This is a genomic window from Actinopolymorpha pittospori, from assembly GCF_014873875.1.
Taxonomy (GTDB): Bacteria; Actinomycetota; Actinomycetes; order Propionibacteriales; family Actinopolymorphaceae; genus Actinopolymorpha; species Actinopolymorpha pittospori.
Genome location: NZ_JADBEM010000001.1, coordinates 8007198 through 8025292 on the forward strand (window position 1 = coordinate 8007198; position 18095 = coordinate 8025292).

Here is an 18095-nt window from a genome sequence, read left to right on the forward strand (position 1 = left end):
GCCTGCGACCATCGACTACCGACCCCCTACCTAAGTCGCAGGCTCAGGGACCGACGGCCGGCGAAGGCGCGTCAGCCCCGCGGCCGCGCGGCTCGACCCCACCCTCGGGCGGGAGCTCACCGTGCTCGGTGGGTAGGTGTGCGGTGACGGTGAAGCCACCATCTGGATCAGTGCCGGCACGGAACCAGCCGCCGAGGATCTCCACGCGTTCCCGAAGTCCGAGCAGACCGAACCCGCCGCCAGGCAGCCCGGCGCCAGGCAGTCCGGCGCCGGCGCCCAGCCCCTGATCCACCGCACCAGAACCCGGAGCAGATCTCCTCCCGCCTCCGGTCCCGGGTGGTGCGTTGCGGATGGTGATCTCGAGGTCGTCGGGTCGATAGGTCAGCACCACGTCGGTCGGCGCCCCACCCGCATGCTTGTGCACATTCGTCAACGCCTCCTGCACAACCCGAAACGCCGTACTCTCCACCATCAACGGCAACGACCGAACCCCACCCACCACCCGCGACCCCACCACCACACCAGCCGCCCGCGACTGATCCAACAACCGCCCAAGATCCCCCACCCCCGCCTGCGGCCGCAACAAAACCCCACCCTCAGGCGAGCGCAACACCCCCAACACATCCCGCAAATTCTCCAACGCCTCCCGACCCGTACCACGAATCAAATCCGCAGCCCGAGCCGTCGCCTCATCCGGCGCATTCACCTCCAACGCACCCGCATGCAAAACCATCAACGACACCCGATGCGCCACCACATCATGCATCTCACGCGCAATCCGCTCCCGCTCCTGAGCCCGCGCCCGCTCAGCCTCCACCACCTGCTCCCGCTCCAACCGCGCCGCCCGCTCCCGCAACCCCACCAACACCTCACGACGAGCCCGCACCCACAGGCCCGACATGAGTGCGAAGGCGAGGCAGGAAAGGAGCAGCACCCGGTTGGCCATGACGTCCATGCCGGTGCCGAGGCAGTACTCGCTACATCCGGCGAGGTCGGATCCAAGGTCGAGGAGGAGACCGTACGGCGGGAGCACGACAGCGCAGCACGCCACCGCGAACGCGAGGAGTTCGGCGCGGCGGCGTGAGCTCGTGCCGGCGTAGTAGGCGGCGACGAGGCCGGCGGGCCACAGGGCCGCCAGGAGGAAACCTACGACGGCCACGACGTAGATCGGCCAGCGCCTGCGGCGGGCCATCCACGCGGCGACCCCGGAGGCCGTCGCGAGGGTCAGGACCAGTGGGGTCACCCAGTTCCGCACCAGGCCCAGCGGCACCAGGAACGACGCGACCCCGACCAACCAGGGCGCGGCCCGGTCGTAGGCCCGGCCGGCCCAGCCCCACAGCCGGCCACCCAGTGGCGACGCCCCGATGCTGTCCACCCTCAGGAGCGTAGGCGAGCCCGCCACCACACGCGTGCGACCATCGACTACCGACCCGCTACCTAAGTAGCAGGTCGCGAAGCGACTGTCGGCCGACGCGTGACCAGGGGGTGGTCGGCCAGGGTCGTCCCATGGAGAAGACGACACCGCACCGCCTCCTTCGGAGACGGCGATGACCGAGGCCATCCTGCACGTCGCCCACGACGTGATGGGTTCCCCGTGGATCTACCTCATCCTGTTCCTGCTCGCCGCCTTCGACGCTTTCGTGCCCGCGTTCCCCAGTGAGAGCGCCGTGATCACCGCGGGCGTCTTCGCCGCCAGCGGAGCCCCGGACCTGTTCCTCGTCATCGTGTGCGCCGCGCTCGGAGCGTTCGTCGGCGACCACATCTCCTACGCGATCGGGCGGACCGCCGGCGCCCGACTGCTCGCCCGGGTCCGGCCCGGCACCCGGCGACACCGCGCCTTCGACTGGGCGGCGCGCACCCTCACCGAACGCGGCGGCCTGCTGCTGGTGGTCGCGCGCTACATCCCCGGCGGGAGGACCGCCGCCACGCTGACCATGGGCGCCGTCGGGTACCCGCGCCGGTCGTTCGCGATCTTCGACGCGATCGCCGCCGTCTCCTGGGCCGTCTACTCCGCGCTGATGGGGTACATCGGCGGCATCGCGTTCGAGAACGACCCGATCAAGGGCGTGCTGCTCGGCGTCGGCCTCGCGGTGGCGCTCACCGTCGTCGTCGAGAGCGTACGTCACCTGCACTCACGCTCCCGGTCGCGGGCGGCGAGGAGCGCGAGCGCCAAGGATCCCGATGACGGCGATGACGACGGGCTGGCGGCGGACGACGCCCTCGCCGCCACGGGCGACCCACGGGGGAACTGACGCCGGGCGAGCAGAGGAACGATCGACGAAGTGACCCTGGGGCGGCACACGCGCCCCGGGGTCACAGCGGGTCAGCGCGACTCGTACAGGTCCGGACGCTTCTCCAGGTCGACCGGGACCGGACCAGCGCTCTCCAGCGCCGCCACCCCGGCCGTCGCGGCCACCGTCGCCGCGTATCCGTCCCAGGCGCTCGCGCCGCGCTGCTCCGCGGCGGCCACGCCGCTCACCCAGTCCTGGAGCTCCCGCCGGTAGGCCTCGGCGAACCGGTCCCGCCAGTCCAGCGACACCCGGCTGGACCGGCTCCGGGAACTCCGCCGGCGCACCTGCTCCGGCTCGTCCAGCAGCAGCGTGCCGTACTCACCGACGAGCTCGCAGCGAACCTCGTAGCCGTACTGCGCGTTGACGAAGACCTCGACGTCTGCGAGCAGGCCACTGGTCGTCTCCACCAGGACGAAGAGCGGGTCGCTCGTCCCGCCCACGACCAGCGAGGAGGACCGCGGACGGTGCACCGTCACCCGGGTGATCTCCTCCTCGAGGAGCCAGCGCACGACGTCGAACTCGTGCACCGCGGACCCGGTGATCAGCCCGGAGGTCGCCGTCCCAGGAGCCGAGAAGCCGTTGCGGTGAACGCAGTGCAGCATCAGCGGAGCGCCGATCACCTTGTCCCGCAACCCGGCCTTGACGTCGACGTAGCCCGGGTCGTACCGGCGCATGAAACCGACGCTCACCAGCCGGCGGCCGCCTCGTACCTCGGTCTCGACGATCCGCAGCGCGCCGTCGGACGTGGGCGCCAACGGCTTCTCGCACAGGACGGGCTTGCCGGCCTCCAGGCAGGCGAGGACGAGTTCCTCGTGGGTCGAGTCGGCGGAGGCCACGAGTACGGCGTCCACCCCGGCGTCGTGCACCAGCGCCAACGGGTCGGACAGCACCCGCGCACCAGGGACCTCGACCGCCACGGCCTGCGCGCGCTGCTCGTCCAGGTCGCTGATCGCACTCACCCGCACGCCGGCGACGGAAGTTGTGAGCGTGCGTACGTGGTCGGCACCCATGATCCCGGTGCCGATCACACCCACCCGAACGGTCATGCCCGCCTCCCCGCCGCGAGGGCCGGCACGACGGTGTCGCGCAGGAAGTCGATGCTGCGGCGCACGTCGAGGATCGGTCCCTGCCCGGCCGCCGGAATGCCGGGCAGCGCGGTGTCCTGCTCGAGGACGTACCAGCCGTGGTAGCCCGTCTCCTCCAGCGCGAGGACGACGCCGGCGATGTCGAGATCGCCGTCACCCAGGGGGGCGAACAGGCCGCCGCGTACGCCGTCGACCCAGCTCACCGCGCCCTTCTCCACCGAGGTGGCGACGTCGGCGCGGACGTCCTTGAGATGGACGTGTCCCACCCGTTCCGGCGCGGACCTCGCAAGGTCCACCGGGTCCGTCCCGCCGATGGCGAGGTGCCCGGTGTCCAGGCAGAGAGGGACGTCGCTGTCGTGGAGGAGCCGCCGCACGGTCTCGGCCGACTCGATCGCCGTACCGACGTGTGGATGCAGGGTCGTACGCAGGCCCAGATCGGCGACGAGCGCGCGTACCCGTGCCAGGTTCCGCAGCAGGTGGCGCCACTGGTCGTCGTCGAGTTCGACCTTGCTGTCGTAGCCGGACGGACCGGCGTCGGCCGCGAGGACGACGACCTCCGAGCCGGCCGCCGCGAGCGTGCGGATCGCCGCTTCGGCCGCGGCGAGGTCGACGTCGGCGTCCAGGTGCAGGGTCACCGGAAGGAAGCCACCGATCAGGCTGAGGTCGTGGCTTTCCAGGGCCGCGCGGACCGCGTCCGGTGTGGCGCCGAGGTAGCCGGTCGGCCCGAGTTCGGTAGCTGCCAAGCCGACTTCGGCCATCTGCGCCAGGACGACCGGTGCGGGGAGTTCATGGCCCCAGTCCGGCGCCTCCGACACCCCCCAGGAGATCGGTGCACCGGCCACCCGGCCGGTCAGGGGTCCCAGGTCCATCACGTGTCAACTCCTTGTTGCGTACTTCTGGCCGGGTCGGGGTCCGCGAGACCCGGTCGCACCGCCCGCTCGGAGGATTCGAACGGGACTCGTCGCTTCGGCTCGGTGGCTCAGCCCGAGCTCGGAAAGTGGAACGCCGCGTCGGAGAGGCCCTCGACGTGCGGCCACCGGGACGTGACGGCCTTGGCGCGGGTGTAGAAGCCGACGCCCTCAGGACCATGCACGTGCCGGTCACCGAAGAGCGAGTCCTTCCAGCCACCGAAGCTGTAGAACGCCATCGGCACCGGGATCGGCACGTTGATCCCGATCATCCCGACGGTGACCTTCCGCTGGAAGGTCCGGGCTGCCTCACCGCTACCGGTGAAGATCGCGGTGCCGTTGCCGAACGGGTTGGCGTTGACGATCTCGATCGCCTCCGCGAGGGTGTCGGCGCGCAGGACCACGAGCACCGGCCCGAAGATCTCGTCCTGGTAGACGCGCATCGCCGGCGTCACCTTGTCGAGCAGGCTCGGCCCGACGAAGAAGCCGCTCTCGTGGCCCTCGACCCGCAGCCCGCGCCCGTCGACGACGAGCGCGGCGCCCTCGGACTGGCCGTTCTGGATGGCGGCGACGATGCGTTCCCGCGCCTGGTCGGTGACGACCGGCCCCATCTCGGCGCTGTCGTCCGTTCCGACCCCGACCCGGACGTCAATGGCGCGTTGACGCAGCTTCTCCACCAGGGTGTCGCCCGCGGACCCGACCGTCACGACGGCCGAGATCGCCATGCAGCGCTGGCCGGCCGAGCCGTACCCCGCCGCGGTGATGTGGTCGGCAGCGAAGTCGAGGTCGGCGTCCGGGAGCACCACGGCGTGGTTCTTCGCCCCGCCGAGCGCCTGGACGCGCTTGCCGGTCCTGGTGGCGGTCTCGTGGACGTACTTCGCGATCGGCGTCGAACCGACGAACGAAACGGCGGCCACGTCTGGATGCTCGAGCAGTCCGTCGACGGCTTCCTTGTCGCCGTTCACGACGTTGAACACCCCGTCGGGCAGGCCGGCCTGCTGCCACAGTTCGGCGACCAGCCGGGACGCGGAGGGGTCCCGCTCGGACGGCTTGAGCACGAAGGCGTTGCCGCAGGCGATCGCGATCGGGTGCATCCACATCGGCACCATGACCGGGAAGTTGAACGGCGTGATGCCCGCGACGACGCCGAGCGGCTGCCGGAAGGAGTAGGCGTCGACGCCGGTGGACACCTGGTCGGAGAACTCGCCCTTCAGCAGTTGCGGAATGCCGCAGGCGAACTCCACGACCTCAAGACCCCGCAGCACCTCGCCACGGGCGTCGGAGAGCACCTTGCCGTGCTCGGCCGTGACGATCCGGGCGAGGTCGTCGACGTGCCGGTCGACGAGTTCGCGGAACGCGAAGAGGATCTTCGCCCTCCGGGTGACCGACACCTCCCGCCAGGACTCGAACGCCTTGGCCGCGGTCTGGACGGCGAGATCGACGTCAGCGCGGCTGCCGAGGACCACCTCGGCCTGGCGTTCGCCGGTGGCGGGGTTCCATACCGGACCCCGCCTGGTCGAGGAACCAGGCGTCGGGGATCCGGCGATCCAGTGTTCGACCAGGCCTCGCGCACCGTCGGCGGTGCCGGGGCTCGTGTTGGCGGTCGCGACACCCGCGGCGCTCGTCGCGTCGGTCGCGGAGCCGGTGCTCGCGGACTGGTTGGTGGACATGGTCAAAACCTTTTCTCGTGATCGTTGTCTACAGGTAGTGCCGCTGGGCGGGCTTGTGCTCGTCGTACTCCTCGCGGGCGCGGCGGGTCGCCTCGAGGGTGGAGACGCTGGCGACCGGAACGTCCCACCACGCCTGTGAGGACGGGGCCTCCCCCAGCGGGTCGGTCTCGACGTGCACGAGGGTGGTTCGGGTCGCCTCGCGGGCCTTGTCCAGCGCCGAGCGGAGCTCGTCGATGGTGCCCGCCCGGATGACGTCGGCACCTAGGCTCGCGGCGTTGGCCGCCAGGTCGACGGGCAGGACGTCGCCGTCCAGCGCGCCGGTCTTCGGGTTGCGGTAGCGGTAGCTGGTCGCGAACCGTTCCGAGCCGACCGACTCCGACAGCGAGCCGATCGAGGCGTACCCGTGGTTCTGCACCAACACGATGGTGAGCTTCACACCCTCCTGGACGGCGGTGACGATCTCCTGCGCGAGCATGAGGTAGGAACCGTCGCCGACGAGCACGATGACCTCGCGGTCGGGGTCGGCCATCTTGACGCCGAGACCGGCCGCGATCTCGTAACCCATGCAGGAGTAGCCGTACTCGACGTGGTACTGCTTCGGGTCGCGGGTGCGGAACAGCTTGTGCAGCTCGCCGGGCATGCTCCCGGCGGCGTTGATGACGACGCCGCGCTCACCGGCCGCGTCGTTGACCGCGCCGAGCACCTCGGTCTGGGCCAGCAACTGACCGGGCTTCGCGGCCTTCGCGGCCTCGCGGCCGATGCCGTACGCCTCGTCGACCGTCTCCTGCCAGCGCGCCGACAGTTCGGTGGCCCGCGTGCGGTAGGCGGGATCGACGGCCCAACCCGCAAGACGTCCGGACAGCGCGGTGAGCGCGGCCCGGGCGTCGGCGACCACGGACTCGCCCGCCTGCTTGGCCGCGTCGAAGCCGGTCACGTTGATGTTGACGAACCGGACGTCGGGCCGGGCGAAGATCGTCCGGGACGCGGTCGTGAAGTCGCTGTAGCGGGTGCCGATGCCGATCACCACGTCCGCCTCGCGGGCGAGCTCGTTGGCCGCGGTCGTTCCGGTGGCGCCGATCGCACCGACGCTGGAGGGGTGGTTCCACGGCAACGAGCCCTTGCCGGCCTGGGTCTCCGCGACAGGTACGCCGGTCAGCTCGGCGAACTCCCGCAGCTGCTCGGTGGCCTCGGAGTAGATCACACCGCCACCCGCGACCACCAGCGGTCGCTGGGCCGTGCGGATCACCTCGACGGCCCGGTCCAGAGCGCCCGGCTCCGGGACGGGGCGTCCCACGTGCCACACCCGACGGGCGAAGAACTCCTTCGGCCAGTCGAAACTCTCGGCCTGGACGTCCTGCGGCAGTGCCAGGGTCACCGCGCCGGTGTCCGCCGGGTCGGTGAGCACGCGCATCGCCGCGAGGGCGGCCGGGATCAGCTGCTCCGGCCGGTTGATGCGGTCCCAGTACCTCGACACCGGACGCAAGGTGTCGTTGACGGAGACGTCGTAGGAGCGCGGGTCCTCCAGTTCCTGCAGGACCGGGTTGGCGACGCGGGTGGAGAAGATGTCGCCGGGCAGCAACAGCACCGGGATGCGGTTGATCGTCGCGAGGGCCGCGCCGGTCACGAGGTTGGTGGCGCCCGGGCCGATGGAGGTCGTGCACGCGAACGCCCGCAGGCGGTTCTTCATCCGGGCGTAGCCGACGGCCGCGTGCACCATCGCCTGCTCGTTGCGGGCCTGGAAGTAGGGCAGTTCGGCGGGGTCACGGTGGGCCGACTCCGCGAGCGCCTGCCCGAACCCCGCGACGTTGCCGTGTCCGAAGATCCCGAAGCAGCCGGCGAAGAACCGTTGCTCGACGCCGTCGCGTTCGGCCCACTGCTGGGCCAGGAACCTGACGAGGGCCTGCCCCACCGTCAACCGGACCGAGGACTCGCCTGCGCTCATCGCTCTCCTCCTGTGCTCGTCATCGGCAGTCGCGGGTCGACCGACTGGTCGTCCCAGGTGTCACGGATCCAGCCGTGCGCCGGGTCGTCGCGGATGAGCCAGGCCCGGTCCGGACTGGGCCCGGCCATGACGTTGAGGTAGTACAGGTCGTAACCCGGCACCGCCATCGACGGGCCGTGCCAGCCGTGTGGAATCGTGACCACATCGCCGCTGCGGACTTCGGCCAGCACGTCGATCGGACGATCCACCGTGCCGTACACGCGCTGGTAGGCGACGCCGGGGCCGGCGGGGCCTTCGGCGACCTCGAAGTAGTAGACCTCCTCGAGCGGGCACTCCTCGCCCGGGCGATCCTCGTCGTGCTTGTGCGGTGGGTACGACGACCAGTTCCCGCCCGGTGTCAGTACCTCCACCGCGATCAGCTTGTCGGCGTCGAAGACTCCCGCGGCCGCGAAGTTGTGCACCTCCCGGCTGCACTGGCCGGTGCCGCGCAGCTCGACGGGCACCTTCTCGGCCGGACCGTACCGCGCCGTCAAGCGCCGGTTGCATCGCGCCGATGGCAGGGCGATCTTGGCACCGCCCGGAGCGGACACGCTGACCTCGGCGTCCCGCGGGACGTAGGCGAAGTCGGTGACGCCGGAGAAGACGTCGCAGCGGCCGGCCAACTCGAACGACGTGCCGTCGCACTCGACTCCCACGCCCTCACCGGAGAGCGGGAGGACGACCATCTCCTCCTCGCCGGTCGCGAAGGTGAGCGAACCGCCCGGCGCGAGCTCCAGGACCCGCAGCCCGCTGTAGGCCCAGCCCGCCCGATCCGGCGTGAGCCGCAGGCTCCAGTCACCCTCGGCCAGCGATCCGGCCGGCAGGTGGTGCTTCACGATTCCCCTTCCGTCGGCAGCAGGCTCACCGCGGTGTCGACCGCCGCCGCCACGTCGTCGTCAGGCGGGTAGAGCAGCGTCCGGCCCACCACGAGGCCACGGACGGTGGGCAGCGCGAGCGCCTTCTCCCACCGGGCGTAGGACTCGTCGGGGTCCCGGGAGACCTCGCCGCCGAGCAGCACGATCGGGAGCGTCGTCGCGGCCGCCACCCGCTCCATCTCGGTCGCGTCCGCGACCACCGGCAGCTTCAGCCAGGTGTAGGCACTGGTGGCGCCCAGCCCTGCGGCGATCACCGCCGAGCGGATCACGGCGTCGGCGCTCAGGTCGTTGCCGAGCCGGCCGTCGACCCGGCGGGACACGAACGGCTCGACCACGGCGATCCGGCCACGCCGCGCGAGAGCGCTAACCGCGCGGGCGCAACTCTCGATCGTCGCCGCGGTCGCGGAATCGGCGTAGTCGATCCGCACCAGCATCTTGCCGGCGTCCAGGCCGAACCGGTCGATGCTGTCCGCGTCGTACGCCGTGAACCGGTCGTCGACCTCGAACGCCGCACCGGGCAGCCCACCCCGGTTCATCGAGCCGATGACGACCTTGCCCTCCAGCGCGCCGAGCAGCAGCAGGTCCTCGATCACGTCGGGCGCCGCGAGGACCCCGTCGACGCCGGGTCGGTCGAGGGCGACCAGGAGGCGCGCGAGGAGTTCGGCCCGGTCCGCCATCGCGTGGACCCGGTCGCCCGCGGCCAGGGAGCCACGGGCCGGGTGATCTGCCGCGATGATCATCAGCCGGCCACTGGGCCCGACGATCGGCCGGCGACGGCGCGCGGCGTAGGCGTCGCCCACGGCGGCGGGATCGCGGAACCGCGTCTCGGCCAACCGGGCGACGTCCACCATGGGACCTGGATCAGCCATCCGACGCCTCCGCCAGCAACTCCTCGACCTCGGCGTCGTTCGGCATCGCGTCGGCGCAGGCGAGGCGAGCCGCGACGTAGGCACCCGCCGCGTTGGCGAAGCGCATGATCCGGTGCAGGTCCCAGCCGGACAGCAGGCCGTGGCACAGCGCACCCCCGAACGCGTCCCCCGCACCGAGTCCGTTGACGACCTCCACCATGACGGGGGGCACGACGGTCTCCTCGGTGCGGGTACGCGCGAGAACGCCCTTCGGTCCCTGCTTCACCACGGCCAGTTCGACGCCCCGGTCGAGCAGTGCCCGCGCCGCCTTGTCGGGATCCCGGGTGCCCACGGCGATCTCGCACTCGTCGAGGTTTCCCACCGCCACGGTGGCGTGCTCGACCGCGGCGCCGATCACGGACCGGGCCTCGTCGGGCTCGGACCAGAACATCGGGCGGTAGTCCAGGTCGAGCACGGTGTGCGCCTGGTGCGCGCGAGCCCGCAGCGCCGCCATCGTCGTGGACCTGCTCGGCTCCTCCGACAGACCGGTGCCGGTCACCCAGAAGATCCGCGCCGCGGTGATGGCCTCGAAGTCCAGTTCGGCCTCGTGGATCTCGAGGTCGGGCGCCTTCGGGTACCGGTAGAAGTAGAGCGGGAAGTCGTCGGGCGGGAAGATCTCGCAGAACACCACGGGTGTCGGAAGTCCCGCGACGGGTGTGACGTACCTGTCGTCGACCCCGAAACCACACAGCGCCTGGTGGATGTAGTCGCCGAAGGGGTCGGCCCCGGTCCGGGTGATCACCGCCGAACGTCGACCGTGTCGGGCCGCGGCCACCGCGACGTTGGTCGCGCTGCCGCCGAGGAACTTGGCGAACGACGTCACGTCGGGAAGTCGGACCCCGATGTCGTTCGGATAGATGTCGACGCTCACCCGGCCCATCGTGATCAGGTCGAAGTTCACCCGCGTACCTCCTCGATCCGCACGGGACGTCCGTCCCGGCGAGACAACTCGCACGCCTCCGCGACGTACAACGCCTCCAGCGCGTCCTCTCCCCCGCACGGCGAGGGCGCCCGCCCGGCGGCAACCTCGAGGAACGCCCTGAGCTCGGCGACGTAGGCCTCCTTGAACCGGTCGGCGAACCCGACGTAGGGCGAGTCGGACGGCCAGGTCACGTCGCGCTCGGTCGAGGTCATCGGAGTCCGGTCGGACAGGCCGATGACCGCGGTCCCGCGGGACCCGTGCAGTTCGGTACGGACGTCGTGTCCGCCGCCGTTGTACCGGGTCGCGACGGTGGTGACGAGTGTCCCGTCGCCGAGGGTCAACAGGGCCTGTCCGGTGTCGACGTCGCCGGCCTCGGTGAAGAAGCTCGCACCCCGGTTGGCTCCGACCGCGCGCACCTCGACGACCTCCGCGCCGGTCAGCCAGCGGATCGCGTCGAAGTCGTGGACGCTGCAGTCCCGGAAGATTCCCCCCGAGCCCGGAATGTAGGACGCCGGCGGAGGTTCGGAGTCCAGGGTGCAGGCGAGGATCGAGTGCAGCCAGCCGAGCTCGCCCGAGCGCAGCCGCTCCCGCGCGGTGCGGTAGCCGGGGTCGAAGCGGCGCTGGAAGCCCATCTGCAACGGCGTACCCGTGGCGGCGACCCGCGTCACCGCGGCCCGGGTGCCCGGGACGTCGATCGCGAGCGGCTTCTCACAGAAGACCGCGACACCGGCCTGGGCGACCGCCGCGACCAGGTCCGCGTGGGTGTTGGTGGGTGCCGCGATCACGACCCCATCGGGTTTGCTCGCGAGGAGCTCCTGGACGCTCCCGGCGCTCGACACGCCGAGCTTGTCGGCGCTCGCGCGAGCGAGCTCCACGTCGGCGTCCGCGATGTACAGGTCGTCGATACCCGGCAGATCACGAAGATTCGCCGCATGCATGGCGCCGATCCGCCCGACGCCGATGAGTCCGATCCGCATTCCACCCTCCGTGCGTTTCCCCCGGTCGAGTTTTCCGCCGTGCTTCTGGGGTGTCAATAGTTTGTAAGGACATTCTGACGTTAGGCTTTCCTCGTCGGCGTACGGCACACTGGTACGCATCCGACGGCGGGCACTGACACCCGACCCTTCCCACTATTCACCGAGGAGCGAGCGTGACACCACTCGCCGTGACGGTGGACCGTCGAAGTCCCGTGCCGCTCTACTTCCAGGTGGCCGAGCAGATCGAGCGGGAGATCATCTCCGGCGCCCTCGCCCCGGGCACCCGGCTGCCCAACGAGATCGTTCTCGCCGACCAGCTCACGCTGTCCCGGCCCACGATGCGGCAGGCCATCCAGTACCTCGTCGACAAGGGCCTGCTCGTGCGCAAGCGCGGAGTCGGCACCCAGGTCGTCCAGTCGCAGGTGCGCCGCTCGATCGAGCTGTCCAGCCTCTACGACGACCTCACCCGTGCCGGGCAGCACCCGAGCACCATCGTCCGGGACCTGCGGGTCTGCCCCGCGCCCGAGGACGCCGCCGGCGCGCTCGGCGTTCCGGTCGGCTCCGACCTGCTGCGGGTCCGGCGGTTGCGCTGCGCCCAGAACGAGCCGCTCGCCCTCATGACCAACTACCTGCCCACCGGTCTGCTCGACCTCACCACCGAGCAGCTCGAGGAGCACGGGCTCTACGGCCTGCTGCGGTCGGCGGGCGTCCAGCTCCGGGTCGCGCGGCAGACGATCGGGGCCTGCACGGCGACTGCGAGCCAGGCGAAGGACCTGCACGAGGCCAAGGGCGCGGCCCTGCTCACCATGACCCGAACGGCGTACGACGACGTGGGACGTGCCGTCGAGTACGGCTCGCACGTCTACCGGGCGTCGCGCTACTCCTTCGAGCTCACCCTGATCGAGCGCTGACCCGGGCTGACCGAACCTGATCCGAAGCTGACCCGAACCTGACCAGTCCCGACCGCCACCCCGACCAGGGTGGTGGGTCAGAGGTCGGCGAGCCGGTCGACACGCTCCCGCAACCGCTCGGTGGCGGGACGGCGACGACGACGGCGCCGGCGGAACAGCCGGATGTTCTCCCGGGCGAGGTCGGCGGCGCCCACGAGACCGGCCTCGTTGCCGAGCGCCGCCCGCAGGATCTGCGCCTCCGGCCGGAACCCCCGACCGGTGAGTGACCGCTTGAACGTCTCACGTGCCGGCCCGAGGAAGAGGTCACCCGCCTCGGAGACGCCACCGCCGACGACGAACGTTCCCGGGTCGAAGGCCGCGGCGAGGTTGGCCAGGCCGACTCCGAGCCAGCGGCCGACCTCCTCGAGCAGCTCGACCGCGACCGGGTCGCCGTCCTTGGCCGCCTCGGTGACCGAAGGGCCGGTGATCCGGCCCGGGTCGCCGCCCACCCGGTCGAGCAGGTTCTGCGCCACCGGCGAGCCGGAGGCCGCGAGCTCGCGCGCCTCGCGGACGAGGGAGTTGCCGCTGGCGTACTGCTCCCAGCAGCCGCGGTTGCCGCACTCGCAGCGGTGTCCGCCGGGTACGACGGTCATGTGGCCGAACTCACCCGCCACGCCGTACTTCCCGCGCAGCATGACCCCGTCGGTGATCACCGCGCCACCGATCCCGGTGCCGAGTGTGACGCAGACGAGGTGGCTCTCCCCCTGGCCGGCGCCGAACCGCCACTCGGCCCAGGCCGCGGCGTTCGCGTCGTTCTCGATGATCACGGGGAGCCGGACCCGGCGGCGGACGGCGTCCCGAAGGGGCTCGTGCCGCCAGGCGAGGTGGGGTGAGAAGAGGACGGAGGACCCCGTGACGTCGATCCAGCCGGCGGCGCCGATACCGACCGCGGTGACTTCGTATCGGCTACGCAGCTCGGCCACCACGTCGGCGATCGTGTCCTCGGTCGCCTGCGGGCTGGTCGAGGGGGTGTCCCGGCGGAGGCGTTCGAGGACGTGCCCTTCGGGGTCGACCACGCCGGCGGCGACCTTCGTCCCGCCGATGTCGACGCCGACCGTCAGTGCCTGGATGAACGCCATCAGCGCCGCCGGGCCAGGTCGGCCGCTCCGATGATGCCGGCCTCGTTGCCGAGCAGGGCGGGTCGGATCTGCAGGACGGGCCGGTGTCCACGGGCGGTGAGCTGCCGTGCGAACGCCGCGCGTGCCGGCTGGAGGAGCAGGTCGGCGGCCTCGGAGACTCCGCCGCCGATCACGACCACGGCCGGGTCGAGCACCGCGGCGAGGGTCGCGATGCCCTCACCGAGCCAGCGGCCGAGGTCCTCCAGCAGCTCCACGGCGGCGGTGTCGCCGGCGGCCGCGGCCTCGGTCACCATCGGTCCCTCGACCATGGTCCAGTCACCGCCGGCCCGTTCGAGGAGCGCCTCGGCCTGGGACGGGCTGGACTTCACGAACTCCCGGGCCTCCCGAACGAGCGCCCGGCCGCTGGCGTACTGCTCCCAGCAGCCGCGGTTGCCGCACCCGCAGAGGTGACCGTTGGGGACCACGCGCAGGTGGCCGACCTCGCCGCCGACGCCGAACGCGCCGCGGTAGAGCTCGCCGTTCAGCACCAGGCCGCCACCGAGGCCGGTTCCGATGGTGAGCAGGATCATGTCGTCGACGTCGCGCCCGGCTCCGAACTGGAACTCCGCCCACGCCGCGGCGTTCGCGTCGTTCTCGACCACGGTCGGCAGGCCGGTGCGGGCCTCGACCTCACGCTTGAGCGGTTCCTGGCGCCAGGCGAGGTTGGGGGCGAAGAGGACGTCGGCGCGGTTGGCGTCGACGAAGCCCGCGGCGCCGACACCGATCGCCTCGGCATCGAACTCCGAGCGGAGGTCCTTCACCACGTCGGCGATGGCGGCGACGATCTCGGGAGGGCTGGTGGCGGGTGTCTCGCGCCGTGCCTCGCCGACGATCCGACCGGACTCGTCGACGACGCCACCGGCGATCTTGGTGCCGCCGACATCGACTCCGATCGTCAGTCCTGTGGACCCGCCGACCCGCATCGCAGCGGCGGTCTCACCAGCCGTCACGTCCCCGTGAGCAGCCTCAGGCACATCTGTCACGCCGCCCTGCCCTTCTCACCCTCTGCTGCCGATGCTGACGCACGCCGCTGTCCTGCCGACACCCGGGCACCAGCGGCGGACCCGAACTCCGGCAGAGGGTACCGGGTCGCACGCACGCCGCGACCGAGCGCCCACGGCCCCCGGCCGGCCGTACCGGTCAGCCCTGCTCGACCTTCTTCCTGAGTTCCTTCAGGGCGGTGTCGATGATCACCTTCTCGGCCTTGCGCTTGATCAGGCCGATCATGGGAAAGGTCACGTCGACCGCGAGGCGGTAGGTGACCTCGGTGTTGCCTCGACCCCGGTCGCGCAGGGTGTAGGCGCCGTCCAGGGACTTGACCACCTTCGCCTCCACCAGGGTCCAGCGGACCTCGCGGTCGCCCTCCCAGGTGTAGGCCAGGGTGTAGTCGTCCTTGATCGCGCCGGCGTTGAGGACGAAGTGCACGTGGTCGGGTCGTCCGGTCCGGTCGTCGACGGTGACGACCTGGACCTCCTTCACCGCCGCGGCCCAGCTCGGATAGGAATCGAAATCGGCGATGACGGACATGATGTCCGCCGGCGTCGCCTTGATGGTGACGCTCGAGCTCGTGTGCTCTGCCACTGCCCTACCCTTCCGCCCACCAAGAAGTGTGTCCCGCCCAGGCAGGTTATCGAAAACGCGTGCTTCACACCCCACACTGGCACGCGCGTGGTCGGACACCGGCCCTCGAGTCGTCCCACCGCCGCATTACCGGGCCGAACCACCGCGCCTAACCACCGCGCCTAACCACCGGGCCGAACCACCGGGATCGCACGCGGCCGGTGCGGCCCGAGATCCGTCGTCCACGACCGGGCGAGCGTGATCGTCCCGACCGGCTGGCCGGGGGCCGCCCGGGCGCACGCCCAACCGCGGGAGTGCACCGGCCGCGGTACGTCGGATCGGGAGCCGGCGACCGCGGGTGGCGCGCTCAGTGCTGGCGCGCGTAGTGGGCGGCCAGGAGATCCTCGCCCCAGTCGTGGCGAAGGTCCCGCCAAACGGTGTGGATGTGGTTGTTGTCGTTCTGGGTGTTGTCGTACTCGAGCAGGAAGGGCGGGGCGGTCAGGGCGTAGTAGTGGCCGAGTCCGCGCTGCTCCGAACCCGCCCAGCAGAACGTCACCTGTTCCAGCCCGGCCACCACGAGTTCCTGCCAGGACTCCTCCGCGACCTCGGGAGTCAACCGGTCGAGGTAGTGCCGCAACAGCGTGGTCAGGTGACCCTGCTGCGGCTCGGTCATGTCGGCGTACGCCAGTCCGCGTGGGACCCGGCCGATGTCGGCCACCGGGTCGTGCCGCGTGAGGATGTCGCCCGGCGCGATCGGGTCGACGATCGCGACGGCCCGCCGGTCGGCGTCGAGGGAGCCGAGCAGTACCCGGGCCAGGTCCTCCGACTCCGGCAGGGTCCGGAGCCCGGCGTGCGGGCCGGAGGGGACGAGGGCGGGGTTCGCGCCGAAGAACTGCGGCGTCCCGGCCACCCGGTCACCCACCACCGTGAGGTGCACGGCGAGATGGTGGCCGTTGACCCGCCAGGCCCAGGGCGCGTCACCGCCCGGGTCGCCGAGGACCCGGAACCAGTAGCGCTTGGCGTCCCGCCGCTCCCAGTTGCTCACGCCGGCCTCCCGCTCGAGCTCCCGGAGGACGGCGTCCAGCGCCATGATCGCGCCCGCCCGGTCGGTACCAGCCGCGCTCAGACCCGTGGCGAGGAGCTCCATGGCGAGGCCCTGCTGGGCGTCGTCCATGTCCGCGAGCGGAAGCCCCGGCCGCGAACCGGGCAGGTAGGTCCAGTCCCGGTGGTCGCCGGTGTCGAACGGCGCGGTCGCGGCCGCCCGCTGCTCCGCGCTCAGCGCCGCCAGGAACGTCGTCGCCGCCTCTGTCATCCGCGCCGCCGCGCCCGCCTGGGATCCGGCCATCGGTCCTCCACCCGCTTCGTCCACCACTTCGCCACCACGGTCCCCGTCAGGCTAGCGGCGCGGATCGACCAGGCCCGAGCCCACGGCCGTGGCTGTCCCCGATCGGTCTGTGGCATCCGCCGATCTCGCCCCCGTCGAGCGGTCTCCTGATCGGGCCGGCCCCACTCGCGTGACCGCGGGTCGGGCGGGTAAGCCAGTGGGGTGGCCCGAAAGCCAGCCCGTACCGCCGCCGACTTCCTGCCGGAGCGCACCGACCTGACCGCGCTGCGCGAGGCGGCCGGGTCGTGCCAGGGTTGCGACCTGTATCGCGATGCGACCCAGACGGTGTTCGGCGCGGGCGACCCGAACGCCAGGGTGGTGCTCGTCGGAGAGCAACCAGGCGACGTGGAGGACCGGCGGGGCGAGCCCTTCGTCGGTCCCGCGGGCGGCGTCCTCGACCGGGCCATGGCCGACGCCGGTATCGACCGGGTCGGAACGTACGTCACCAACGCCGTGAAGCACTTCAAGTTCGTCCCTGCCGAGCGCGGCAAGCGCCGGCTGCACAAGACACCTGGCCGGACCGAGATCGTGGCCTGCCGGCCCTGGCTGAGCGCCGAACTGGCCGCGGTTCGACCAGAACTCCTGGTCTGCCTCGGTGCCACCGCGTCGAAGGCGGTGTTCGGGCCGGCGTTCAAACTGACCGAGCGGCGGGGCGTGCTCCTGCCACCACCGGAAGAGGAACTCATGGCCGGGCAGTCGGAGGCAGGCGAGCACGTGCCCTCCGCGATCCTGGCCACGATCCACCCGTCGGCGGTGCTGCGCGCACTCGACCGGGACGAGGCCTACGCGGGCCTCGTCGCCGATCTGCGGGTCGCCGCGGAGTCTCTGTCCTGACCCGCCTCGGCGACCTGAGCGGTCTTCGCGGCGCGGCCGGTATCAGGGGCCGCGCCGGCCGCGTCCGGGCGCTCGTCGATCCGGACCTCGGTAGTGACCTCGGTGTGGACCTCGGCAGGGGCCTCGGCGCCGGTCGCGGCAGGGATGTGGAGTTCGTCCGGACCCCTGGTCGAAGGCCTGGCCGGGATCGGAATCCGGCTCGTACCCACGGCGCGGCCGGACTCCATCTCGTCCTTCAGTGCGAACAACGCCGTCTTCAGCGACACGGCGTAGTCCCGCCGTAGCCGGGCCAGCCGGCGCGGAGGTGAGGTTCCCCGCGCCGGATCCGCCCGCAGGAAGACGTGCACGACCGTGCCGTCGCGGTAGGGCTCGAGCCACAGCTCGGCGGTCCCGGAGAGGGCGCCGCCGGCGTACCACCGCATGCCCTCCGCACCACGGTCGTGGTAGGGACTGAGCTCGATCGCCGGCCAGCACGTACGCCAGAAGGCCAGGCCGGCGAGCCTGGCCGCCAGCTCCTCGGCCGGCGCGACGACGAACGTGTCGTCGGCGAGGTCCACCTCCGGCACCTCGCTCACCTCCCCATCACCCGGACCGTGCGGATAGATTCAACCGCACGCGCGGGCCAGGGACGC

The 18095-nt window shown here is 71.5% G+C and carries 17 protein-coding genes; 3 read left to right on the top strand and 14 right to left on the bottom strand.

Going from position 1 to position 18095, the window contains the following annotated elements:
* Window positions 1–43: 43 nt before the first annotated feature.
* Window positions 44–1375, bottom strand: a complete 1332-nt coding sequence (locus tag HEB94_RS53885) for a histidine kinase (RefSeq protein WP_202896759.1) — start codon at window positions 1373–1375, stop codon at window positions 44–46.
* Window positions 1376–1547: 172 nt separating this feature from the next.
* On the opposite strand from HEB94_RS53885, the gene HEB94_RS37240 reads away from it, so the two are divergent.
* Window positions 1548–2252 (top strand): DedA family protein, encoded by a 705-nt coding sequence (locus tag HEB94_RS37240; RefSeq protein WP_192754186.1) that lies wholly within the window; start codon window positions 1548–1550, stop codon window positions 2250–2252.
* A gap of 71 nt (window positions 2253–2323) precedes the next feature.
* Here the strand turns inward: HEB94_RS37240 and HEB94_RS37245 are convergent, their stop codons facing one another.
* The 8 genes from HEB94_RS37245 to HEB94_RS37280 all read right to left on the bottom strand — a co-directional run bounded on the left by HEB94_RS37245 (window position 2324) and on the right by HEB94_RS37280 (window position 11617).
* Window positions 2324–3337: a Gfo/Idh/MocA family protein gene (locus tag HEB94_RS37245; RefSeq protein ID WP_192754187.1), complete on the bottom strand. Its 1014-nt coding sequence runs from the start codon at window positions 3335–3337 to the stop codon at window positions 2324–2326.
* A complete protein-coding gene (locus HEB94_RS37250; RefSeq protein ID WP_192754188.1) occupies window positions 3334–4245 on the bottom strand; it encodes a TIM barrel protein in 912 nt (303 codons plus the stop codon). The genes HEB94_RS37245 and HEB94_RS37250 overlap by 4 nt, the downstream gene beginning before the upstream one ends.
* 110 nt (window positions 4246–4355) lie before the next feature.
* Complete coding sequence (locus HEB94_RS37255; RefSeq protein ID WP_192754189.1) at window positions 4356–5954, bottom strand: CoA-acylating methylmalonate-semialdehyde dehydrogenase; 1599 nt, start codon at window positions 5952–5954, stop codon at window positions 4356–4358.
* Between the two features lie 28 nt (window positions 5955–5982).
* The gene (gene iolD, locus HEB94_RS37260; RefSeq protein ID WP_192754190.1) at window positions 5983–7896 is read right to left on the bottom strand and encodes a 3D-(3,5/4)-trihydroxycyclohexane-1,2-dione acylhydrolase (decyclizing); all 1914 of its coding nucleotides are present in this window, start codon (window positions 7894–7896) and stop codon (window positions 5983–5985) included.
* On the bottom strand, window positions 7893–8771 hold the full coding sequence (gene iolB, locus HEB94_RS37265) for a 5-deoxy-glucuronate isomerase (protein WP_192754191.1): 879 nt from the start codon (window positions 8769–8771) through the stop codon (window positions 7893–7895). The genes iolD and iolB overlap by 4 nt, the downstream gene beginning before the upstream one ends.
* Window positions 8768–9679 (bottom strand): Cgl0159 family (beta/alpha)8-fold protein, encoded by a 912-nt coding sequence (locus HEB94_RS37270; protein ID WP_192754192.1) that lies wholly within the window; start codon window positions 9677–9679, stop codon window positions 8768–8770. The genes iolB and HEB94_RS37270 overlap by 4 nt, the downstream gene beginning before the upstream one ends.
* Window positions 9672–10619, bottom strand: coding sequence for a 5-dehydro-2-deoxygluconokinase (gene iolC / locus HEB94_RS37275; protein ID WP_337918184.1), 948 nt, complete (start codon window positions 10617–10619; stop codon window positions 9672–9674). Before iolC ends, HEB94_RS37270 begins: the two co-directional genes overlap by 8 nt.
* Window positions 10616–11617: a Gfo/Idh/MocA family protein gene (locus HEB94_RS37280; protein ID WP_192754193.1), complete on the bottom strand. Its 1002-nt coding sequence runs from the start codon at window positions 11615–11617 to the stop codon at window positions 10616–10618. Before HEB94_RS37280 ends, iolC begins: the two co-directional genes overlap by 4 nt.
* Before the next feature lie 173 nt (window positions 11618–11790).
* On the opposite strand from HEB94_RS37280, the gene HEB94_RS37285 reads away from it, so the two are divergent.
* Complete coding sequence (locus HEB94_RS37285) at window positions 11791–12528, top strand: UTRA domain-containing protein (protein WP_192754194.1); 738 nt, start codon at window positions 11791–11793, stop codon at window positions 12526–12528.
* 77 nt (window positions 12529–12605) lie between these two features.
* Here HEB94_RS37285 and HEB94_RS37290 read toward each other — a convergent pair whose 3' ends face one another.
* From HEB94_RS37290 to HEB94_RS37305, 4 genes are all read right to left on the bottom strand, one after another.
* Window positions 12606–13646 (bottom strand): ROK family glucokinase, encoded by a 1041-nt coding sequence (locus tag HEB94_RS37290; protein ID WP_192754195.1) that lies wholly within the window; start codon window positions 13644–13646, stop codon window positions 12606–12608.
* The gene (locus tag HEB94_RS37295) at window positions 13646–14635 is read right to left on the bottom strand and encodes an ROK family glucokinase (protein ID WP_337918185.1); all 990 of its coding nucleotides are present in this window, start codon (window positions 14633–14635) and stop codon (window positions 13646–13648) included. Before HEB94_RS37295 ends, HEB94_RS37290 begins: the two co-directional genes overlap by 1 nt.
* A gap of 190 nt (window positions 14636–14825) precedes the next feature.
* Window positions 14826–15266 (bottom strand): SRPBCC family protein, encoded by a 441-nt coding sequence (locus HEB94_RS37300; RefSeq protein WP_192754196.1) that lies wholly within the window; start codon window positions 15264–15266, stop codon window positions 14826–14828.
* Between the two features lie 346 nt (window positions 15267–15612).
* The gene (locus tag HEB94_RS37305) at window positions 15613–16590 is read right to left on the bottom strand and encodes a DUF3500 domain-containing protein (RefSeq protein WP_192754197.1); all 978 of its coding nucleotides are present in this window, start codon (window positions 16588–16590) and stop codon (window positions 15613–15615) included.
* 201 nt (window positions 16591–16791) lie between these two features.
* On the opposite strand from HEB94_RS37305, the gene HEB94_RS37310 reads away from it, so the two are divergent.
* Window positions 16792–17463, top strand: a complete 672-nt coding sequence (locus tag HEB94_RS37310) for a UdgX family uracil-DNA binding protein (RefSeq protein WP_192754198.1) — start codon at window positions 16792–16794, stop codon at window positions 17461–17463.
* Here HEB94_RS37310 and HEB94_RS37315 read toward each other — a convergent pair.
* Complete coding sequence (locus tag HEB94_RS37315) at window positions 17412–18029, bottom strand: hypothetical protein (protein ID WP_192754199.1); 618 nt, start codon at window positions 18027–18029, stop codon at window positions 17412–17414. The two genes, HEB94_RS37310 and HEB94_RS37315, sit on opposite strands and share 52 nt — an antisense overlap.
* Window positions 18030–18095 lie beyond the last annotated feature (66 nt).

Coding starts and splice junctions, on each gene's coding strand:
- HEB94_RS37290 (WP_192754195.1), bottom strand. CDS start 13,646: ATGGCGTTCATCCAGGCACTGACGGTCGGCGTCGACATCGGCGGGACG.
- HEB94_RS37250 (WP_192754188.1), bottom strand. CDS start 4,245: ATGGACCTGGGACCCCTGACCGGCCGGGTGGCCGGTGCACCGATCTCC.
- HEB94_RS37270 (WP_192754192.1), bottom strand. CDS start 9,679: ATGGCTGATCCAGGTCCCATGGTGGACGTCGCCCGGTTGGCCGAGACG.
- HEB94_RS37255 (WP_192754189.1), bottom strand. CDS start 5,954: ATGTCCACCAACCAGTCCGCGAGCACCGGCTCCGCGACCGACGCGACG.
- HEB94_RS37240 (WP_192754186.1), top strand. CDS start 1,548: ATGACCGAGGCCATCCTGCACGTCGCCCACGACGTGATGGGTTCCCCG.
- HEB94_RS37305 (WP_192754197.1), bottom strand. CDS start 16,590: ATGGCCGGATCCCAGGCGGGCGCGGCGGCGCGGATGACAGAGGCGGCG.
- HEB94_RS37280 (WP_192754193.1), bottom strand. CDS start 11,617: ATGCGGATCGGACTCATCGGCGTCGGGCGGATCGGCGCCATGCATGCG.
- iolD (WP_192754190.1), bottom strand. CDS start 7,896: ATGAGCGCAGGCGAGTCCTCGGTCCGGTTGACGGTGGGGCAGGCCCTC.
- HEB94_RS37245 (WP_192754187.1), bottom strand. CDS start 3,337: ATGACCGTTCGGGTGGGTGTGATCGGCACCGGGATCATGGGTGCCGAC.